A 17,186-nucleotide genomic window follows, 5' to 3' on the forward strand; every position below is an offset into this window, starting at 1 on the left:
CGGCGCTAACCGCGTCCCGCGGGTTCGAAGCACCGGACCACGCCCTTGCCGGCGTCCTTGGCCTGGTAGAGCGCGCGGTCGGCGTCGGCCAGGATCTGGTCGAGGTCGTGGCGGGGCCCGACCGCGACGCTGACCCCGATGCTGCCCTTGACCCGCATGGTCACTCCGGCGACGACCATCGGCGCGGCGAGCTGCTCGAGGATCCGATCGCCGGCCGCGACGGCGTCGTCGAGGCCGGTGACCTCCGGGACCAGAATCACGAACTCGTCGCCGCCCAGGCGCGCGACGGTGTCACCCTGGCGCAGCGCCGCGCCGATCCGTTCGCCGGCCTGGATGAGCAGCGTGTCCCCGGCCGCGTGGCCCTGGGTGTCGTTGACCTTCTTGAACCCGTCCAGGTCGAGGACCATCACCGCGGTGATGGTGTCCGGCGCCGCCCGGGCGAGCACGGCGCGGGCGCCGGTGTAGAAGGCGGCCCGGTTCGGCAGCCCGGTCAGCGTGTCGTGGTGCGCCAGGTGGTCCAGGCGGTGCCGCTGCTCCTCCAGGTCGGTGACCAGCGCCTTGACGGCGAGCAGGTTGAGGAACTGCCGGGCCATCGCCAGCACCGAGGTGCCGAGCAGGGTCCAGATCAGGACCGGGTTCAGGACGCCGGTGTGCGCGTACGGAACAGCGACGGAGCTCAGCGCAACAGCTACCGGGAGGTACGGGAGAATGCTCCAGGAGCCGGTGGGCTCACCGTCAGCGGCGTTGTCCTCCGGTGCCACCGCGCTCTGGCTGACCAGTCCGATGGCCAGCCCGGCGATCAGGTACACCGCGCCGAGGCCGTTGGCGTACCAGGTCAGGCCCTCTGTCTGGTTGTGCACGCTGATGATCGCGGCGAGGGCGAACGCGCCCATCCCGCCGGCCAGCGTCCGCATCGAGTGGTAGCGGCCCGCCGCCGGGCGCGACATCAGCATCAGCGCGAGCGCCGCGGCGATCACCTCGGGCAGGATCGTCAGCACGAACACCCCGCGCTCACCGGGGTGCAGGCCGACGAACACCCGGGCCAGGACGAGCTGCCAGGCGGTCGCGAAGATCGCCCCGGCCACGGTGGTGACGTCGATGGCGTAGGTGGCCCGGGCGATCCGGTTCGGGAAGGACGGCACGGCCACCAGGACGGCCGGCATCGCCATCAGCGCGGCCGCGGTCCCGAAGGCGTCCGCCGCGCCGTCGACCAGCGAGCGGGAGCCGATCACCGCATCGGCGGTGTAGAGCAGGTAGGACGTGCCGAGCAGGGCGCCGGCGATCGCGCCGAAGTGCAGTCCGAGGCGCTGCCGGCCACGCTGGGCGCGGGCCTGCCGCCGGAATCCCACCCAGGCGTACCACCCGGCGACCCCGATCGGCAGGCAGCAGGCGATCAGGCCGGCCCGCTCGGAGACGTGCGGCAGCATCAGCTGCAGGGCGACCCCGGCCAGCACGACGGCGGCCACCCGCGCCGCTAACCGGTTGTTCACGGCCTCTTGATCGGCACGGCGGGTGCCGACTGAAGCATCCCGCGGCCAGGGCCTGGCTACGCTTGCCCGGTGGATCACCATCCACCCGACGAGCCACCGGAGGACCACGTGTCACAGCCGACCATCTACGACGACGTCCAGATCGCCGATCTGCGGGGTGAGCCGCTCGACCTCGACCGGTTCCGCGGCACCGCCACCCTGGTCGTCAACGTCGCCTCCCGGTGCGGCCTGACCCCGCAGTACGCGGTGCTGGAGCAGATCCACGCGCGCTACGCGGACCGCGGCTTCACCGTGCTGGGCGTGCCGTGCAACCAGTTCGGCGGGCAGGAGCCGGGCAGCGCCGAGGAGATCTCCGAGTTCTGCAGCGCGACCTACGGCGTCACGTTCCCGATGACCGAGAAGGTGGAGGTCAACGGCGACGGCCGGCACCCGCTCTACCAGGGCCTGACCACCGAGCCGGACGCCGAGGGCTACACCGGCGACATCCGGTGGAACTTCGAGAAGTTCCTGGTCGGCCCGGACGGCGTGGTCCGCGCCCGGTTCGGCCCGAAGACCCAGCCGGACGCCCCCGAGGTCACCGCCGCGATCGAGGCGGCCCTGCCCGCCTGAGCACTCACACCCCGACGGTCAGCGTGGCGGTGAAACCCTTGGCGGTCGAGCCGCTGACCGACGCCATCTCCAGGGTGTACCCGTCGGAGAAGACGTTGTCGGTGGCCAGGCTGACCTGAGCCAGGTTCTTCTTGCTGGCGCCGTACCCGGTGGTCTTGTAGACCTTGCCGCAGACGTCGGCGGGCAGCGCGACCTGCGAGGTGTGCACCTTGTTGGCCACCTTCGTCGCCTTGGCGAGGCTCGGGTAGACCTCGAAGTGGATGTGCGGCCAGCGGCCCGCGTAACAGGCGGGGAAGATGCTGGTGAAGGTCACCCAGCCGGTGCTGCTGCTGGCCTGCACGCCACGCAGGTAGTTCTCCGAGGTCAGGCCCTTGCTGTAGAGCGAGTAGTTGCCGTCCCGGTTGCAGTGCCAGAGGTAGACGGCCATCCCCTTGGCGACCTTGCCGGTGGACGCGGTGATCAGCCGGAGCTTGATGGTCAGCGGGATGCCCTTGGCCACCCCGCTCGCCTTGCCGAAGCTCTTGCGGATGTCCCGGCGCACCAACCCCGACGTGGTCAGCACGTTCGGCCCGTTGGAGCCGTCACCCGGGTACGGCCCGGCGGTCTCCTCCGGAATCGTCTTGACCGCCGCCTCGGCCCGCGTCGCCAGGGTCGCGGCGGCCAGCGCGGCCACCGTGGTGCTGCCGACCAGTCCGAGCAGCCGGCGCCGGCGCAGCATCGAGAAGTCGTGGGACAGCCCCAGGTCGTGGTCGTGCAGTTCTTCGATACTCATCCCGGCTCCCCCTCAGCTCAGCCGGCCGGTTGCCGACCATAGGAAGGTTCGGCCACCGGCCGGTCTAGCTGAGTGCGGGTCGCTCGGCGGTGAGCCGGCCGAGCAGTGCGACGAGCCGGCCCAGATCGTCGTCGGACCAGCTCCGGACCCGCCCGTAGAACTCCTTGCCCCGCTCCTCCAGCGTCGCGGCGACCCGGTCCCGGCCGTCCGCGCTCAGCCGCACGACGGTGCCGCGCCGGTCCTCCGGGGCCGGTGACGCGTCCAGCAGCCCGAGTGCCCGCATCTTCCCGATCAGGGTGCTGGTCGAGCTGCGGTCCATCCCGACCGCCTCGGCGACCTGGCTGGGCCGCGCCGGCCCGAACGCGTAGAGCCAGCGCGCGATGTGGAACGCGGCCGGTTGCAGCTGCGGGTGGAAGGTCGCGGCACTGCGCTCGCTCAGCGCCCGGGTCGCGCTGACCAGCGCGTTGATCTGCTCGCCGAGCGCCAGCTCGAGATCGTGCCGCCCCGAAGTAGTTTGCATATCTCCACTATACTGCCTACTTTGATGGAGAAATACAAACTACTTTCGTACGGCCGGACAGGACCCCGCATGCCTCTCACCATCGTCATCACCGGCGCCACCAGCGGGCTGGGCCGCCTCGCCGCCCTCGAGCTGGCGCGCCGCGGCGCCCGCGTCGTGATCACCGCCCGCAGCCGCGAGCGTGCCGAGCACACCCGTCAGGAGATCGGCTCGGACCCGGCCGACGTGTTCCTGGGCGACTTCACCTGGCTCGACGACGTGCGGCGCGTCGGCGCGCAGATCGCCGGCCGGTACGACCACGTCGACGTCCTGGTCAACAACGCCGGCCTGCACGCCTTCGAGCAGCGCACCACACCGGACGGCTTCCCGGAGATGGTCGCGGTCAACTACCTGGCACCGTGGCTGCTCACCGACGCGTTGCTGCCCGCCCTGCTCCGCGCTCCCGCGGCACGGGTCGTCACCGTCGCCTCCGAGGCCTCGCGCCGCCACGGCACGCTGCGGATCCCGGCGGACCTGACCGCGACGACGCCGTTCACCGCCCGCGGATCGTCCGCGCACTACGGCCGGTCGAAGCTGCTCGGCATCATGTTCACCATGGAGCTCGCCCGGCGGCTGGCCGGCACCACGGTCACCGCGAACTGCCTGGACCCGGGCTTCAACACCACCGGCCTCGGCCGCGAGCTCCGCTTCGCCGGCGCCCTGGAGAAGGCACTCACCCGGCTCGGGATCGGCGATCCGGCCCGCGGCGCCGGGCTCATCGTCGCCCTCGCCGGCGACCCCGCCTACGCCGGTCGCTCCGGCGGCTACTACACCGTCCGCGGGCACCGCGAGATCCAGCCCGCCGCGCCCGGTGACGATCCGCGCAGGCAGGCCGAGCTGTGGGCCGAGACCCAGCAGCTGATCGGAACCCGCTGACTAGGCTCATGAACCATGACGACCTCAGCCATCCGCACGATCGCGGCCCTGCGCAGTGAGTACGACCTCCTCGCCGGCACGGTCCCCAGCCTCTCCGCCGACCAGCTCACCGGCCCGTCCGGCGCCACCGAGTGGACGATCGCCGACGTCCTCTCGCACCTGGGCAGCGGCGCCGAGATCACCCACGCCGGCCTGCGCGCGGCGCTGGGCGAGGCGGAAGCGCCCGGGCCGGACTTCAACCAGGGCATCTGGGACCGGTGGAACGCGCTCAGCCCGCAGGACCAGGCGCTCGGCTCGCTCGCCGCCAACGACGCGCTGATCACCGCGCTCGAGACGATCCCGGCCGACCGGCACGACGACCTCAAGTTCAACGTCGGCTTCCTGCCCGAGCCGCTGTCGCTGGCGTCCTTCGCCGGCATACGGCTGAGCGAGACCGCCCCGCACGTCTGGGACGTCCTGGTCGGCGTCGACCCAGCGGCCGCGCTCAGCGAGCAGTCCGCGCAGCTGCTGGTCGAGCACCTCAGCGGGGGCATCAGCATGCTGCTCGGCTTCATCGGCAAGCCCGACGCGGTCAGCGCGCCGGCGGTCGTCGAGATCAGCAAGACGCCGTACCGGATCGTCCTCGCCGACAAGGCCGCGCTGACCACGGACGCCACGCCGGCCACCGCCACGTTCGACGGGCCGCTGGAGGCCGCGGTGCGGCTGCTCTACGGCCGGTTGACCCCGCAGCACACCCCGGCCGGCCTCGCGGTCTCCGGCAACGTGACGCTCGACGAACTGCGCGCCGCGTTCCCCGGTTTCTGACCGTTGTCGTCCGGCCCCTCGTCACGCATAACCGACTGGTTACCTGGGTACATGCGACGTCCCGTAGGTTGGGCGATCACAGGTACACATCCGCTGACGAGGGGCCGGACCACACCATGACAGCGGTTTCGGACGACCAGCGGGCCCTCTTCGGGCAGTCCACCGCGGTCTTCGCCTCGCTCACCGGCCCGTCCCACGTGGTGGAGTCGGCGAACCCGGCCTACGCCGCCACGTTCGGCGCGGAGCAGTCGCCCGCCGCGCTCGCCGCCGACCTGGACGCGGCCTTCCGTACCGGCGAGGCCCGCACCGCCCGGGACATCCGGATCGTGCTCGGTGCCGGCCCGCTCGAGCGGGAGGCGTTCTTCGACTTCACCTACGAGCCACGCCTCGACCCGGACGGCGTGGTGACCGGGATCCACCTGATCGGCGTGGAGACCACCCAGGTCAAGCACGCCCAGCGGCTGATGGCCGAGCACCGGGTGCTGCTGGAGCAGATCGCCCGGCAGGCGCCGCTGGCCGAGGTGCTCGACGGGATGGCCCGCAAGATCGAGGACCTGGCGCCGCAGGAGGTGCTCGTCTCGGTGCTGCTCGCCGACCCGGACGGGCTGCACCTGCGGCACGGCGCCGCGCCCAGCCTGCCGGACTTCTACAACGAGGCGATCGACGGGATCGCCACCGGCGACGGTGTCGGTTCCTGCGGCACCGCAGCCCACCGCCGGGAACCGGTGATAGTCACGGACATCACCACCGACCCGTTCTGGGCCGACTTCAAGGACCTGGCCGGCCGGGCCGGCCTGGCCGCCTGCTGGTCCACGCCGATCCTGGCCCGCGACGGCAGCCTGCTCGGCACGTTCGCGATGTACCACCACACCCCGCGCGTCCCGCAGGACTCCGACCTGGCCCTGGCCCAGATCTTCGCCGGCACCGCGGCCCTGGCCATCGAACGCCACCACATCGAGCAGGCGAAAACGGTCGCCGAGGCCCACGCCGCGTCCGCCCGCGACGAGCTGACCAAGGCGGTCCTGGCCGAGCAGAAGCTGCGCGCCGAGGCCGAGGAGCGCGCCGCCGCGGCCGCCGAACTCGCCGCGCAGATGCGCACCGCCGCCGCGGCACAGGCCACCGCCCCGCACCCGGAACGCTGCCAGCTCGGCGGCAAAGCCGGCTGCCCCGAAACCGCCGAGATCAAGCTCGCCGACTCGTGGGGCGACGCGGCGTGGGGCTGCCCGGCCCACGTCGAAGAGGTCATCATCAACGTCCGCTCGGTCTTCATCGCCAGCGAAGAGCTCGGCGGCCTGGCCACCTACCTCAACCGCTGACCCCTATCGGGTACGCCCACCGAGCGCCGCCCGCAGTCACGTCCCGCCCGTGAGGCCGACGCGACACCGCGCCACCCCAGACTCCGGCCGCGCGTCCCGACCCCCGGCTGGCTCTCAGAGGTGCCTCCGAGCCTTCGAGACACCCCTGGAAACCAGCCGACGCCGCGAGTCGCGCTGCGGTCGGGAGTGGGGGCGGTCCGGCGTCGGCCTCACGGGCGGGACGTGGCTCGTCGCCTGCGGACGTGCGCTCCGTAGGCGTACCGGAAAGGGGTTTTCAGAGGCGGCTGAGCGATGACCACTGCTTGATCGTGAAGGCGCCGGCGTCGCGGGCGATCTCCAGCGCGCCGTGGCCGCTGAAGTGGGCCGGGAGCACCAGCGCTCCCGTGTCGGCGGCCCAGCCGAGCAGCTTGCGGCGGCTGTTCCCGGCGGCCCGCGGGTCCTCGCAGAAGCAGCTGCTGTGACCGAGTTCCATCACCTGCAGCGGGGTGTGGACCAGGTCGCCGGCGAACAGGGCACGGTCGGTGCCGGACGTCAGTTTCAGCACGCTCGAGCCGGGGGTGTGGCCGGGCGCGGCCTCCAGGCGCAGGTTCGCGTCGATGTCGTGGCTGCCCTCCCACTGCTGGACCTGACCGGAGCTGAGCACCGGGACGACGCTGTCGGCGAACGCGTTCTCGTTGACGCCGCCGGCGATGGCCGGGTTGTTCGCCGGGTCCCAGAAGACCACGTCGGGCCGGGGCATCAGGTAGGTCGCGTTCGGGAAGGTCGGCACCCACTCGCCGTCGACCAGGCGGGTGTTCCAGCCGATGTGGTCGACGTGCAGGTGCGTGTTGACCACCAGGTCGACGTCCTCCGGCTGGACGCCGGCCCGGGCCAGGCTGCCGAGGAAGTCGGTGCTCAGGTGGTCCCAGAACTCGACGGCCGGGCGGGGCTTGTCGTTGCCGACGCCGGTGTCGATCAGGATGGTGCGGCCCTCGCTGCGCAGCACCCAGGTCTGCATGGCCGCGTGCACGATGCCGTCGGCGAGGTGGTCCGGGGTCAGCGCGGCCTCGTGGCGCTGCCAGACCTCGTCCGGCACGGTCGGGAAGAACGCGCCGGTGGGCATCAGCGGCCCGTGCATCTCCTCGACCCGGGTCACCGTGACGTCGCCCAGTTTGATGTTGTTCATGACTTTTGCTCCCAGTTTTTGGGCGCGCGCTGTCCACGCACGCCGCGGGGGTGATCAGATTCAGTCGCGCAGGGCCGGGGCCGGGTTGACGACCGTGGTGCCGTGCGCCAGCAGCGACATCGCCGCCCGGGACGGTGAGCCAGGCTCGGTGGTGGCGATCACCACGATGCCGCCCTGCTCGGTGCGCAGCGACTGCTGGGTCACGGTCATCGCGCCGACCAGCGGATGCCGCATCTCGTAGGTGGCGTGCCCGGCCGCCTTGACCCGGTGCGCCGCCCACATCTCGGCGAATTCCGGACTGCGCACGGTCAGGTCACCGAGCAGCGCCGCGAGCGCCGGATCGTTCGGGAACTGCCCGGCCGCCAGCCGCAGGGTGCCGACCGCGGCGCGGGCCTTGGCCGGCCAGTCCGCGTACAGCTCGCGGGTGTGTGCGTCCAGGAAGATCAGGCGGGACATGTTCGGCCGGTGCCGGGGCTGATCGGGACCGGTCACGTCGAGGTGGCCGGCGTAGAGGGCGTGGCCCATCCGGTTCCAGGCCAGCACGTCACCGATCCGGCCGAGCACCAGCACCGGGGCCTCACCCATCGCCTCGACCAGCTGCTCCAGCTGGGCCGTCATCCGCTCCGGCGGGGAACGGCGCGACGGCGTGCGGACCCGGGTGCCCGCGGCCAGGTCGGTCAGGTGCCGTCGTTCGGCGGCGTCGAGGCGCAGCGCCCGGGCGATCGCGTCGAGCACCTCCGGGGAGGCGTTCAGCGCGTAACCCTGCTCCAGCCGGGCGTAGTACGACGCGCTGACCCCGGCCAGCAGGGCCAGCTCCTCGCGGCGCAGGCCCGGCACCCGGCGCCGGTCGCCGTACTCGTCGAGCCCCAGATCCTGCGGCCGCACCTGCGATCGGCGCGTCTGCAGGAACTCTCCGAGCTGCCGCCTGTTGTCCATGAGACGAGTATCGGCACCGGGCCGCGGGCCAGCCACACCCTGCCAGGGGTACGACCGGCCACGCGTCAGCGCAGATCCGCCGCGAGCACGCGCGCCAGCCACCCCTCGTAGTCCGCCGCCGCCCAGCCCCGGCCCACGGTGAGCTCGGTGTACGGCCGCGGCCCGGTCAGCACCCAGCAGGCGTCCGCGACCAGCTCCGCGTCGGCACCCGCCCGCAGCAGGCCGGCCTCGGCGAGATGCGCCACGAACGCGCCGACCCCGGCCCGCCGCTCCCGCTCACTGGCGTCCAGCACGGCCGCCGCCTCGGGACCGGCCTGACTCAGCAGCCCGGCCAGCGTGGCCAGCCGCTCGTTGACCCCCCGCACGAACCCGGCATACCCCCGCGCCTTCGCCACCGGGTCCGGCTCGGCCCACACCGCGCGCAACTGCGCCCGCTCGGCCATCGTCACCGGCTCGTCGTCACCGGCCAGGGTGGTGTCCCAGAGCGCCTTGGTCAGCCCGGGTTTGCCACCGAACGTCTTGTAGACCGTCTCGGCCGAGACACCGGCCCGCTCCGCGACGGCGCGGATGGTGGCGGCGCGATAGCCGTCGGCGACGAGCAGCTCCCGGAACGCGTCCAGCACCGCGGCGCGGGTGTGGCGGGCGGCTTCCTGGCGACCGCTCGCGTCGTACGGCCTGCGGGTCTGCTCCGGTGATGACATGTGACACCCTTCCCAAACTTTCGTTACAGCGTACTGTATCGAATGTTGACGAAGATCGGCTCTTCCGGAGGAACCATGTCTGAAGTACGCACCGGCATCGTCCGTCTCGGTGACGACGTCGCCGGGTTCTACCTGGTCGAGCACCCCGACGGGCCGATCCTGGTCGACGCCGGGCTGCCCGGCCACCGCCGGCAGCTCGAGGAGCACCTGGCCGGCACCGGGCGGCGCCTGCGCGACATCCGCGCGGTGCTGCTCACCCACGGCCACCCGGACCACACCGGGCTCGCGGCCACCCTGCACGCGGCCGGCGCGGAGATCTGGGTGCACGAGGCCGACGCGCCGATCCTGGCCGACGGGCCGCGCAGCGCGCTGCGGCACGCGAAGCCGGAACGCTCGATGCTGCCGTATCTGCTGCGCCGCCCGGCCGCGATCGGCACCCCGCTGCACCTGGCCCGGCAGGGCGGTTTCACCGCCGGCAAGATCTCTGAGGTACGGACGTTCCGCGCCGATCAGCGACTGGACGCGGTGCCCGGCCGCCCGGCGGCGGTGGTGCTGGCCGGGCACACACCGGGCAGCACCGCCTACCACTTCCCCGAGCTGGGTGTGCTGTTCACCGGCGACGCGCTGGTCACCCACGACGGGCTCACCGGGCACGTCGGCCCCACCCTGGTCTGCCGCGGATTCACCCACGACAGCGCGGCCGCGCTCGGTGCCCTGGACCGGCTCGCCGAGGTGCCCGCCGAGCTGCTGCTGCCCGGCCACGGCGAGCCGTTCACCGGCAGCCCGCAAGCCGCCGCCGACCAGGCCCGCCGGGCCGGAATCCAGTGATCAGGCAGCCGGCAGCGTCTTCGCGACCAGCGTGAGCACGTCGTAGGTGGCGACCGGCGACCCGTCCTGGTTGGTCACCAGCGCGTCCCAGCGCACCTCGCCGTAGTCCGCGCTGTTGCGGGGCTTGATCTGCTTGACGGTGAGCGTCACGCCGATCGTGTCGCCGGCCTTGACCGGGGTGAGGAACCGCAGCTCGTCGACGCCGTAGTTGGCCAGCACCGGGCCGGGCGCCGGGTCGACGAACAGCCCGGCCGCGAGCGAGACGACCAGGTAGCCGTGCGCCACGATGCCGCCGAACAGCGGGTTGCGGGCGGCCGCCTCCGGGTCGGTGTGCGCATAGAACGTGTCGCCGGTGAACTCGGCGAAGTGCTCGATGTCGGCCAGGCTGACCGTGCGCGTCGCGGAGCGGATGGTGTCACCGACGCGCAGCTCGGCCAGGCTCTTGCGGAACGGGTGGACGGCCTCCTCAAGCCGCGCCGCGCCGGTGGTCCACTGCCCGGTGACCGCGGTCATCAGGTCCGGGGACGCCTGGATCGCGGTCCGCTGCAGGTGGTGCAGGACCGCGCGGATGCCGCCGAGCTCCTCGCCGCCGCCGGCGCGCCCCGGGCCGCCGTGCACCAGCATCGGCAGCGGGGAGCCGTGGCCGGTGGACTCCTTGGCGTCGTCCCGGTCGAGCAGCAGCACCCGGCCGTGCCAGGGCGCCAGGCCGAGCACGACGGTCCGCGCGACGTCCGGGTCGTGGGTGGCGACCGACGCCACCAGGCTGCCCTTGCCGCGGGCCGCCAGGGCGACCGCCTCGTCCAGCCCGTCGTAGGTCAGCACCGTGCTGACCGGCCCGAACGGCTCGACGTTGTGCGGCTCGACCGCGCCCGGGGTGGCCCGCAGCACCAGCGGGGTGAGGAACGCGCCCCGCTCGGAGTCCCCGTCGAGCAGCGCCCCGCCGTCCAGGTCACCGACGACCACCTCGGAGCTGGCCCGCAGCGCCTCGATCGCCTTGCGCACCTCGTCACGCTGTCCGAGACTGGCCAGCGCGCCCATCCGGACGTCCGGGTTGCGCGGGTCGCCCACGGTGATCCGGGCCAGCTTGGCGGCCAGCGCGTCGACCACCGCGCCGGCGATCGACGACGGCACGATGACCCGGCGGATCGCGGTGCACTTCTGCCCGGCCTTGACCGTCATCTCGGCGATCACGCCCTTGACGAACAGATCGAACTCCGGGTCGTCGACCCGCACGTCCGGGCCGAGGATGGAGCAGTTCAGCGAGTCGGCCTCGACGCCGAGCCGCACGCCGCCGTCGATGACGTTCGGGTGGCGGCGCAGGATGCCGGCGGTGTGCGCCGAGCCGGTGAACGCCACCGAGTCCTGCACGGTCAGCTCGTCGAGCAGGCTGCCGGCGCTGCCGCAGATCAGCTGCAGGGCGCCCTCGGGCAGGATCCCGGACTCGATGATGCGCCGGACGACCAGCTCGGTCAGGTAGGCGGTCTGGCTGCCCGGTTTCACGATGGTCGGCAGCCCGGCGAGCAGGGCCGGGGCGAGCTTCTCGAGCATGCCCCAGACCGGGAAGTTGAAGGCGTTGATCTGGACGGCGACACCGGGCCGCGACGTGTAGATGTGCTGCCCGACGAAGGTGCCTTCCTTGCCGAGCCGTTCGAGTCCCCCGTCCAGCACGATCGTGTCGTTCGGCAGCTCCCGCACGCCCTTGCTGGCGAAGCTGAACAGCGTGCCGATGCCGCCGTCCACGTCCACCGCGGTGTCCCGCACGGTCGCGCCGGTGCGGGTGGACAGCGCGCCGAACTCGTCCCGGCTCGCGCCGAGGTGCTTGGCGACCGCCTTGAGCAGCGACGCCCGCTGGTGGAACGTCAGCGCCCGCAGCGCGGGACCACCGGTTTCCTTCGCGTGACGCACCATCGCGCCGAGGTCGAGCCCACGGCTCGAGATCCGGGCGACCTCCTCGCCGGTGGCGGCGTCCAGCAGCGGGTCGCCCTCATCGGCGGCGCGGAACCACCGTCCGGCGGCGTAACTCTCCAGCAGCGTGCTCATGCTGCCTCCTCTCACAGGTCCCGATCGCGGCGAACGGTTGCGCTGAGTGCCACGTCCGTGTCACGTTATTACAGACCGATCGTTAGGTAAATGCCAACGTCCCCGGAAGAGGAGCCATGTCGACGACACCCGTGGAGCCGGCGGAGGCTGCTCGGCAAGCCGCGTTCGACGCGACGATCGCGCACCACGACCGGATCGAGCCGCGCGACTGGATGCCGGACGGCTACCGGAAGACGCTGATCCGGCAGATCGCCCAGCACGCGCACTCCGAGATCATCGGCATGCAGCCGGAGGGCAACTGGATCGGCCGGGCGCCGTCACTGCGACGCAAGGCGATCCTGCTGGCCAAGGTCCAGGACGAGGCCGGCCACGGGCTGTACCTCTACTCGGCCTGCGAGACGCTCGGCATCGCGCGCTCCGAGCTGGTCGACATGCTGCTCTCCGGCCGGCAGAAGTACTCCTCCATCTTCAACTACCCGACCCTCTCGTACGCCGATGTCGGCACGATCGGCTGGCTCGTCGACGGCGCCGCGATCTGCAACCAGGTCCCGCTGTGCCGCACGTCGTACGGCCCGTACGGCCGGGCCATGATCCGGATCTGCAAGGAGGAGTCGTTCCACCAGCGGCAGGGCTACGAGTTGCTCCGCACGATGATGGACGGCACCGACGCGCAGCGCGCCATGGTGCAGGAGTCGGTCGACCGGTTCTGGTGGCCGTCGCTGATGATGTTCGGCCCGCCGGACGCCGAGTCGCCGAACACCGAGCAGTCGATGGCCTGGGGCGTCAAGCGCAACTCCAACGACGAGCTGCGGCAGAAGTTCGTCGACATGACCGTCCCGCAGGCGCAGGCGCTCGGCGTCACACTGCCCGACCCGGCACTGCGCTGGAACGCCGAGCGTGATCACCACGACTTCGGCGAACCGGACTGGAGCGAGCTGACCGCCGTGATCCGGGGCAACGGCCCGTGCAACACCGAGCGGATGGCGCACCGCCGCGCCGCGCACGAGGACGGCGCGTGGGTCCGCGAGGCCGCCACCGCGTTCGCCGCCCGCAGCGCCGCGAAGGCCGGTGCCCGATGAGCGCCGACCGGCGGGACTGGCCGCTCTACGAGGTGTTCGTCCGCGGCAAGCGGGGCCTGAACCACGTGCACGTCGGCTCGCTGCACGCGCCCGACGACACCCTCGCGCTGCGCAGCGCCCGGGACGTCTACACCCGGCGCAACGAGGGCGTGAGCATCTGGGTGGTCCGCGCCGACATGATCACCGCGTCCAGCCCGGACGAGAAGGACCCGCTGTTCGCGCCGAGCGGCGACAAGGTCTACCGGCATCCCACGTTCTACGAGATCCCCGACGACGTCCCCCACATGTGAGAGAAGCCTGATGAACCACGACAGCGTCTACGACGGCCTGCTCGGCGGCGACTCGTCGCAGTGGGCGTTCGGCACCGACTTCGAGGATCCCCTGGCCGGTGTCGACACCACCGTGCCGGCCGGGGTCGACGGCGGCGAGCTGGCGGCGTACTGCCTGATGCTCGGCGACGACACGCTCGTGCTCTCCCAGCGGCTGGCCGAGTGGTGCAGCCGCGCGCCGGAGCTCGAGGAGGACATCGCCCTCGCGAACATGGCCCTGGACCTGCTCGGGCAGGCGCGGTTGCTGCTCGCCCGGGCCGCGGCCGCCGACCCGGCCGTCGTGCCGGTGCTGCCCGCGGGTTCCCCGGTTCCGGCCGAGGACGCGCTCGCGTTCTTCCGCGAGGCCGGGCAGTTCCGCAACGTCCGGCTGGCCGAGGTGGTGAACGGCGACTTCGCTCACGTAGTCGTACGACTGCTGCTTTTCTCGATCGCGAGGCTCGCGGTGCTGCAGCGGCTCAGCGGCAGTGGTGACGCGGTCCTGGCCGCGGTCGCGGCCAAAGGGGTCAAGGAGCTGACCTACCACCGGGATTGGGCCGGGCGCTGGTTCCTCACCCTCGCGCAGGGCACCGAGGAATCCCGGAAACGACTGGTCAGCGCGCTGGAACAGCTCTGGCCGCTGCGCGACGAGCTGGTCACCGCGCACCCGGTCGAACTGTCGCTCGCCGCGGCCGGCGTCGGCGTCGACCCGGCCGGCGTCCGCGACGAGACCGACGCCGTGCTCGACCAGGTGCTCGCGGTCGCCGAGGTGGACCGCCCGCAACGCGCGCCGCTGGCCGGGATCGGCGGGCGCACCGGCCGCGACGGGATGCACACCGAGGCGCTGAGCCGGATGCTGGCCGAGATGCAGGTGGTCGCGCGCGCCCACCCCAGCGGCCGATGGTGAGCCTGCGGGAGCGGGCCGCCGCCGTCGCCGGCACGGTCCGTGACCCCGAGATGCCGATGCTGACCCTGGCCGACCTGGGCGTGCTGCGCGACACCGAGGTGGACGGGGAAGTCGTCGTCGTGTCGATCACCCCGACCTATTCGGGCTGCCCGGCGATGGCCACCATGCGTGACGACCTGGTGCACCGGCTGACCGACGCGGGGTTCCCGCGGGTGGAGGTGCGGGTGGTGCTCTCCCCCGCCTGGTCCAGCGACTGGATCACCGAGCACGGCCGGGCCGAGTTGCGCGCCGCCGGCCTGTCCGCGCCCGGCCCGGCTAAGAAGGGCCCGGTCGGTCTCACGCTCAGTCCGACCCGGCGTGCCCTGACCTGCCCGCGCTGCGGCTCGGCCCGCACCGAGGTGATCTCGGAGTTCGGCGCCACCGCATGCAAGGCGCTCTATCGCTGCGTGGACTGCTTCGAGCCGTTCGACCACGTCAAGGAGATCTGAATGACCGCCGCCGTCAGCGACGTGGTCCGGCCGCGGACCTCACCCACGTTCCACGCGCTGCGGGTCAGCGCCGTCGAACGTCTCTGCGACGACGCGGTCGCGGTGACCTTCGACATTCCCGATCAACTGCTTCTTTTGTACGCGTTCCGCGCCGGACAATCGCTCACCCTCCGCCGAGTGATCGACGGCCGGGAGGAGCGCCGTTCCTACTCGATCTGCGCCCCGGTCGGCGCGCCGCCGCGTATCGGGGTGCGCGAGATCCCGGACGGCCTCTTCTCGTCCTGGCTCGTGCACGACGTGAAGCCCGGAACGGTCATCGAGGTGCAGACCCCGACCGGCGCCTGGGACGCCGACCCGTCGCGCGGTGAACGGCACCTGTGCATCGCGGCCGGCTCCGGGATCACCCCGCTGCTCTCCATCGCGGCCACCGTGCTGGCCCACCCGGACGCGCAGGTGTCGCTGCTCTACGGCAACCGGACCAGCAACACGGTGATGTTCGCCGAGGACCTCGGTGACCTGAAGAACCGGTACGGCGCCCGGCTGCAGGTCGCCCACGTGCTCTCCCGGGAACCCCGCGACGCCGAGCTGTTCTCCGGCCGCCTCGACCACGACCGCCTGCAGCGGCTGCTCACCGGCCTGATCCCGGCCGAGGTGTTCGACCACGTCTGGCTCTGCGGCCCGCTCGCCATGATCGAGGACGCCCGCGCGGTGCTGACCGGCCTCGGTGTGCCGGCCGAGCGCGTCCACGTGGAACTGTTCTACGTCGACGCGCCCCCGCCGCAGCCACGCCGGCCGGTCGCCGAACTGACCGGTGCGACGACCGCGCTGAGCGTGGTGCTCGACGGGCTGCGCACCACGACCAGCGTGCCGCGTGACGTGACGGTCCTCGATGGCGCGCAGGCCGGGCGGGCCGACCTGCCGTTCGCGTGCAAGGGCGGGGTGTGCGGCACGTGCCGGGCCCTGGTCCGGGACGGTGAGGTGGACATGCGCCGCAACTACGCCCTGGAGCCGGCCGAGGTCGAGGCGGGTTTCGTGCTGACCTGCCAGACGTTCCCGGTCAGCGACGCGGTAACCGTCGACTACGACGCCTGAGCCTCTTGGAGAGCCCCCTGATGTCTGAAGCTTTTGTCCTCTCCGGTGTGCGGACGCCGATCGGCCGTTATGGCGGCGCGCTCGCCCACGTCCGCCCCGACGACCTCGCTGCCCTGGTGGTCGCGGAGGCGGTCGCGCGGGCCGGGATCGAGCCGGCCGCCGTCGACGAGGTGATCCTCGGCGCGGCCAACCAGGCCGGTGAGGACAACCGCAACGTGGCCCGGATGGCCGCGCTGCTGGCCGGCCTGCCCGACACGGTGCCCGGCTTCACCGTGAACCGGCTGTGCGCCTCCGGGCTCACCGCGGTCGCGACCGCCCGCGCGCTGATCGTCGCCGGGGACGCCGACGTGATCGTGGCTGGCGGGGTGGAGTCGATGACCCGCGCGCCGTGGGTCACCGAGAAGCCGTCGAAGGCGTTCGCCAAGCCCGGCGCCAGCTTCGACACCTCGATCGGCTGGCGCTTCACCAACCCGCGGTTCGACCCGGCGACGACCGCCACGATGCCGCAGACCGCCGAGACCGTCGCCGAACGCTGGAAGCTGACCCGCGAGGAGCTCGACGCGTTCGCGCTGCGCTCACACCAGCGCGCCGTCGCAGCGATCAAGAACGGTCACTTCGCCGACGAGATCGTTCCGGTCCCGGTCCGCGGCGGCAGCGTCGGCACCGACGAGGGCCCGCGCGCCGACACCAGCCTCGACCGGCTCGCCGGGCTGCGGCCGATCCACGGCGAGGGTGGCCTGATCACCGCCGGGAACTCCTCCTCGCTCAACGACGGCGCGGCCGCCGTCGTGATCGTCAGCGACCGCTTCCTGGAACGCTCCGGGCTCACCCCGCGCGCCCGGCTGGTCGGCGCGGCCAACGCCGGTGTCCCGCCGGAGATCATGGGGATCGGCCCGGTGCCGGCCACCCGCAAGGTCCTGGACCGGGCCGGCTGGACCGTCGACGACCTGGACGCGGTCGAGCTCAACGAGGCGTTCGCGGCCCAGTCCCTGGCCTGTGTCAGCGACCTCGGCCTGGACCCGGAACGGGTGAACGCCGACGGCGGCGCCATCGCCCTCGGTCACCCGCTCGGCGCCTCCGGCACCCGGATCCTGGTCACCCTGCTCGGCCGGCTGGACCGTTCCGGCGGCCGGCGCGGGCTGGCGACCATGTGCGTAGGCGTGGGCCAGGGCAGTGCGCTGCTGGTGGAACGGGTGTGACCGGCGCCGCGCTCAGCGAC

The 17,186-nt window shown here is 72.4% G+C and carries 18 protein-coding genes; 11 read left to right on the forward strand and 7 right to left on the reverse strand.

Annotation, left to right across the window (positions count from 1 at the left end):
* Positions 1–5: 5 nt before the first annotated feature.
* Positions 6–1,490 carry a GGDEF domain-containing protein gene (locus Apa02nite_RS37105; RefSeq protein WP_203829202.1) on the reverse strand — a complete coding sequence of 495 codons (1,485 nt, stop codon included), beginning with the start codon at positions 1,488–1,490 and terminating at the stop codon, positions 6–8.
* A gap of 141 nt (positions 1,491–1,631) precedes the next feature.
* Between Apa02nite_RS37105 and Apa02nite_RS37110 the strand changes: the two genes are divergently transcribed.
* Positions 1,632–2,099, forward strand: coding sequence for a glutathione peroxidase (locus tag Apa02nite_RS37110; protein WP_344573939.1), 468 nt, complete (start codon positions 1,632–1,634; stop codon positions 2,097–2,099).
* Between the two features lie 4 nt (positions 2,100–2,103).
* Here Apa02nite_RS37110 and Apa02nite_RS37115 read toward each other — a convergent pair whose 3' ends face one another.
* Both Apa02nite_RS37115 and Apa02nite_RS37120 read right to left on the reverse strand, forming a co-directional pair.
* Entirely contained in the window at positions 2,104–2,871 is a 768-nt protein-coding gene (locus Apa02nite_RS37115) for an intradiol ring-cleavage dioxygenase (protein ID WP_203829203.1), read from the reverse strand.
* A gap of 64 nt (positions 2,872–2,935) precedes the next feature.
* Positions 2,936–3,391, reverse strand: a complete 456-nt coding sequence (locus tag Apa02nite_RS37120) for a MarR family winged helix-turn-helix transcriptional regulator (RefSeq protein WP_203829204.1) — start codon at positions 3,389–3,391, stop codon at positions 2,936–2,938.
* A gap of 69 nt (positions 3,392–3,460) precedes the next feature.
* On the opposite strand from Apa02nite_RS37120, the gene Apa02nite_RS37125 reads away from it, so the two are divergent.
* The 3 genes from Apa02nite_RS37125 to Apa02nite_RS37135 all read left to right on the forward strand — a co-directional run bounded on the left by Apa02nite_RS37125 (position 3,461) and on the right by Apa02nite_RS37135 (position 6,426).
* Positions 3,461–4,306 (forward strand): SDR family NAD(P)-dependent oxidoreductase, encoded by an 846-nt coding sequence (locus Apa02nite_RS37125; RefSeq protein ID WP_203829205.1) that lies wholly within the window; start codon positions 3,461–3,463, stop codon positions 4,304–4,306.
* 15 nt (positions 4,307–4,321) lie between these two features.
* Positions 4,322–5,110: a maleylpyruvate isomerase N-terminal domain-containing protein gene (locus tag Apa02nite_RS37130; RefSeq protein WP_203829206.1), complete on the forward strand. Its 789-nt coding sequence runs from the start codon at positions 4,322–4,324 to the stop codon at positions 5,108–5,110.
* A 116-nt stretch (positions 5,111–5,226) separates the two neighbouring features.
* Positions 5,227–6,426, forward strand: coding sequence for a GAF domain-containing protein (locus Apa02nite_RS37135; RefSeq protein ID WP_203829207.1), 1,200 nt, complete (start codon positions 5,227–5,229; stop codon positions 6,424–6,426).
* Positions 6,427–6,700: 274 nt separating this feature from the next.
* Here the strand turns inward: Apa02nite_RS37135 and Apa02nite_RS37140 are convergent, their stop codons facing one another.
* The 3 genes from Apa02nite_RS37140 to Apa02nite_RS37150 all read right to left on the reverse strand — a co-directional run bounded on the left by Apa02nite_RS37140 (position 6,701) and on the right by Apa02nite_RS37150 (position 9,228).
* On the reverse strand, positions 6,701–7,591 hold the full coding sequence (locus Apa02nite_RS37140) for an MBL fold metallo-hydrolase (RefSeq protein ID WP_203829208.1): 891 nt from the start codon (positions 7,589–7,591) through the stop codon (positions 6,701–6,703).
* Positions 7,592–7,651: 60 nt separating this feature from the next.
* Positions 7,652–8,527 carry a helix-turn-helix domain-containing protein gene (locus Apa02nite_RS37145; protein WP_203829209.1) on the reverse strand — a complete coding sequence of 292 codons (876 nt, stop codon included), beginning with the start codon at positions 8,525–8,527 and terminating at the stop codon, positions 7,652–7,654.
* 65 nt (positions 8,528–8,592) lie between these two features.
* Positions 8,593–9,228 (reverse strand): TetR/AcrR family transcriptional regulator, encoded by a 636-nt coding sequence (locus Apa02nite_RS37150; protein WP_203829210.1) that lies wholly within the window; start codon positions 9,226–9,228, stop codon positions 8,593–8,595.
* Between the two features lie 75 nt (positions 9,229–9,303).
* Here Apa02nite_RS37150 and Apa02nite_RS37155 point away from each other — a divergent pair, with 75 nt between their 5' ends.
* On the forward strand, positions 9,304–10,056 hold the full coding sequence (locus Apa02nite_RS37155; RefSeq protein WP_203829211.1) for an MBL fold metallo-hydrolase: 753 nt from the start codon (positions 9,304–9,306) through the stop codon (positions 10,054–10,056).
* Here Apa02nite_RS37155 and paaZ read toward each other — a convergent pair whose 3' ends face one another.
* On the reverse strand, positions 10,057–12,096 hold the full coding sequence (gene paaZ, locus Apa02nite_RS37160) for a phenylacetic acid degradation bifunctional protein PaaZ (RefSeq protein WP_203829212.1): 2,040 nt from the start codon (positions 12,094–12,096) through the stop codon (positions 10,057–10,059).
* Positions 12,097–12,212: 116 nt separating this feature from the next.
* On the opposite strand from paaZ, the gene paaA reads away from it, so the two are divergent.
* From paaA to Apa02nite_RS37190, 6 genes are read left to right on the forward strand one after another with little or no spacing between them, the layout of a single operon-like run.
* Positions 12,213–13,175, forward strand: a complete 963-nt coding sequence (paaA, locus tag Apa02nite_RS37165; RefSeq protein ID WP_203829213.1) for a 1,2-phenylacetyl-CoA epoxidase subunit PaaA — start codon at positions 12,213–12,215, stop codon at positions 13,173–13,175.
* Positions 13,172–13,465, forward strand: coding sequence for a 1,2-phenylacetyl-CoA epoxidase subunit PaaB (gene paaB / locus Apa02nite_RS37170; RefSeq protein WP_203829214.1), 294 nt, complete (start codon positions 13,172–13,174; stop codon positions 13,463–13,465). Before paaA ends, paaB begins: the two co-directional genes overlap by 4 nt.
* A 10-nt stretch (positions 13,466–13,475) precedes the next feature.
* The gene (paaC, locus tag Apa02nite_RS37175; protein ID WP_203829215.1) at positions 13,476–14,387 is read left to right on the forward strand and encodes a 1,2-phenylacetyl-CoA epoxidase subunit PaaC; all 912 of its coding nucleotides are present in this window, start codon (positions 13,476–13,478) and stop codon (positions 14,385–14,387) included.
* Positions 14,381–14,875: a 1,2-phenylacetyl-CoA epoxidase subunit PaaD gene (gene paaD / locus Apa02nite_RS37180; protein WP_203829216.1), complete on the forward strand. Its 495-nt coding sequence runs from the start codon at positions 14,381–14,383 to the stop codon at positions 14,873–14,875. The genes paaC and paaD overlap by 7 nt, the downstream gene beginning before the upstream one ends.
* Positions 14,876–15,967, forward strand: coding sequence for a 1,2-phenylacetyl-CoA epoxidase subunit PaaE (gene paaE / locus Apa02nite_RS37185; RefSeq protein ID WP_203829217.1), 1,092 nt, complete (start codon positions 14,876–14,878; stop codon positions 15,965–15,967).
* A gap of 20 nt (positions 15,968–15,987) precedes the next feature.
* Positions 15,988–17,166 carry a thiolase family protein gene (locus tag Apa02nite_RS37190; RefSeq protein WP_203829218.1) on the forward strand — a complete coding sequence of 393 codons (1,179 nt, stop codon included), beginning with the start codon at positions 15,988–15,990 and terminating at the stop codon, positions 17,164–17,166.
* The last annotated feature ends 20 nt before the right edge of the window (positions 17,167–17,186 follow it).

The sequence above is a fragment of the Actinoplanes palleronii genome (assembly GCF_016862315.1).
GTDB classification, from domain to species: Bacteria; Actinomycetota; Actinomycetes; order Mycobacteriales; family Micromonosporaceae; genus Actinoplanes; species Actinoplanes palleronii.

What these genes read in the sequence shown, in the direction of transcription:
- Apa02nite_RS37155 (WP_203829211.1), top strand. Translation starts at nt 9,304, where the DNA reads ATGTCTGAAGTACGCACCGGCATCGTCCGTCTCGGTGACGACGTCGCC.
- paaD (WP_203829216.1), top strand. Translation starts at nt 14,381, where the DNA reads ATGGTGAGCCTGCGGGAGCGGGCCGCCGCCGTCGCCGGCACGGTCCGT.
- paaE (WP_203829217.1), top strand. Translation starts at nt 14,876, where the DNA reads ATGACCGCCGCCGTCAGCGACGTGGTCCGGCCGCGGACCTCACCCACG.
- Apa02nite_RS37120 (WP_203829204.1), bottom strand. Translation starts at nt 3,391, where the DNA reads ATGCAAACTACTTCGGGGCGGCACGATCTCGAGCTGGCGCTCGGCGAG.
- Apa02nite_RS37135 (WP_203829207.1), top strand. Translation starts at nt 5,227, where the DNA reads ATGACAGCGGTTTCGGACGACCAGCGGGCCCTCTTCGGGCAGTCCACC.
- paaC (WP_203829215.1), top strand. Translation starts at nt 13,476, where the DNA reads ATGAACCACGACAGCGTCTACGACGGCCTGCTCGGCGGCGACTCGTCG.
- paaZ (WP_203829212.1), bottom strand. Translation starts at nt 12,096, where the DNA reads ATGAGCACGCTGCTGGAGAGTTACGCCGCCGGACGGTGGTTCCGCGCC.
- Apa02nite_RS37190 (WP_203829218.1), top strand. Translation starts at nt 15,988, where the DNA reads ATGTCTGAAGCTTTTGTCCTCTCCGGTGTGCGGACGCCGATCGGCCGT.
- paaA (WP_203829213.1), top strand. Translation starts at nt 12,213, where the DNA reads ATGTCGACGACACCCGTGGAGCCGGCGGAGGCTGCTCGGCAAGCCGCG.
- paaB (WP_203829214.1), top strand. Translation starts at nt 13,172, where the DNA reads ATGAGCGCCGACCGGCGGGACTGGCCGCTCTACGAGGTGTTCGTCCGC.
- Apa02nite_RS37140 (WP_203829208.1), bottom strand. Translation starts at nt 7,591, where the DNA reads ATGAACAACATCAAACTGGGCGACGTCACGGTGACCCGGGTCGAGGAG.
- Apa02nite_RS37150 (WP_203829210.1), bottom strand. Translation starts at nt 9,228, where the DNA reads ATGTCATCACCGGAGCAGACCCGCAGGCCGTACGACGCGAGCGGTCGC.
- Apa02nite_RS37145 (WP_203829209.1), bottom strand. Translation starts at nt 8,527, where the DNA reads ATGGACAACAGGCGGCAGCTCGGAGAGTTCCTGCAGACGCGCCGATCG.
- Apa02nite_RS37115 (WP_203829203.1), bottom strand. Translation starts at nt 2,871, where the DNA reads ATGAGTATCGAAGAACTGCACGACCACGACCTGGGGCTGTCCCACGAC.
- Apa02nite_RS37125 (WP_203829205.1), top strand. Translation starts at nt 3,461, where the DNA reads ATGCCTCTCACCATCGTCATCACCGGCGCCACCAGCGGGCTGGGCCGC.
- Apa02nite_RS37130 (WP_203829206.1), top strand. Translation starts at nt 4,322, where the DNA reads ATGACGACCTCAGCCATCCGCACGATCGCGGCCCTGCGCAGTGAGTAC.